This is a genomic window from Azospirillum sp. B506, assembly GCF_000333595.1.
Classification (GTDB): Bacteria; Pseudomonadota; Alphaproteobacteria; order Azospirillales; family Azospirillaceae; genus Azospirillum.
The window spans coordinates 1-929 of record NZ_BADK01000830.1 but is presented as its reverse complement, the minus strand read 5'-3'; the positions used below and the strand labels follow the sequence as shown (position 1 = coordinate 929).

Sequence of the window (929 nt, the reverse complement as noted above, 5' to 3'; positions counted from 1 at the left end):
GCTGTCGCTGTTCTTCAGACCGGTGGCGGTGAAGCCGGTCAGGGTCGCCGTATCGCCGTAGGTCTTGCGCGCCGCGTCGGCAGTGACGGTCAGCGCCGCCGGATCGACCGTCAGCGTGCCGTCGGCGTAGGTGATGGTGTAGTTCGACAGGCCGCTGCCCTGGGCCGACGCGGCGGCGATGTTGTAGCTGCCGACCCCGGCGGCGGCCGCCGTGCCGCTGCTGGACAGGCTGACCCCGGTCACGCTGTCGCTGTTCTTCAGCCCAGTGGCGGTGAAGCCGGTCAGCGTGGCGCTGTCGCCATAGGTCTTGCGCGCCGCGTCGGCAGTGACGGTCAGCGCCGCAGGATCGACCGTCAGCGTGCCGTCGGCATAGGTGATCGTGTAGTTCGACAGGCCGCTGCCCTGGGCCGACGAAGCGGCGATGCTGTAGCTGCCGACCCCGGCGGTGGCCGCCGTGCCGCTGCTGGACAGGCTGACCCCGGTCACGCTGTCGCTGTTCTTCAGACCGGTGGCGGTGAAGCCGGTCAGCGAGGCGCTGTCGCCATAGGTCTTGCGCGCCGCGTCGGCAGTGACGGTCAGCGCCGCCGGATCGACCGTCAGCGTGCCGTCGGCATAGGTGATGGTGTAGTTCGACAGGCCGCTGCCCTGGGCCGACGCGGCGGCGATGTTGTAGCTGCCGACCCCGGCGATGGCCGCCGTGCCACTGCTGGACAGGCTGACCCCGGTCACGCTGTCGCTGTTCTTCAGCCCAGTGGCGGTAAAAGCGGTCAGCGAGGCGCTGTCGCCATAGGTCTTGCGCGCCGCGTCGGCAGTGACGGTCAGCGCCGCCGGATCGACCGTCAGCGTGCCGTCGGCATAAGTGATCGTGTAGTTCGAGAGGCCGCTGCCCTGGGGCGACGCGGCCGCGATGTTGTAGCTGCCGACCCCCG

At 70.0% G+C, this 929-nt stretch carries 1 protein-coding gene; it reads right to left on the bottom strand.

The genetic code is table 11. The features are described 5' to 3' along the window. A partial coding sequence (locus tag I71_RS25830) for an MBG domain-containing protein (protein WP_042700660.1) occupies positions 1 to 929 on the bottom strand: 929 nt, incomplete at both ends.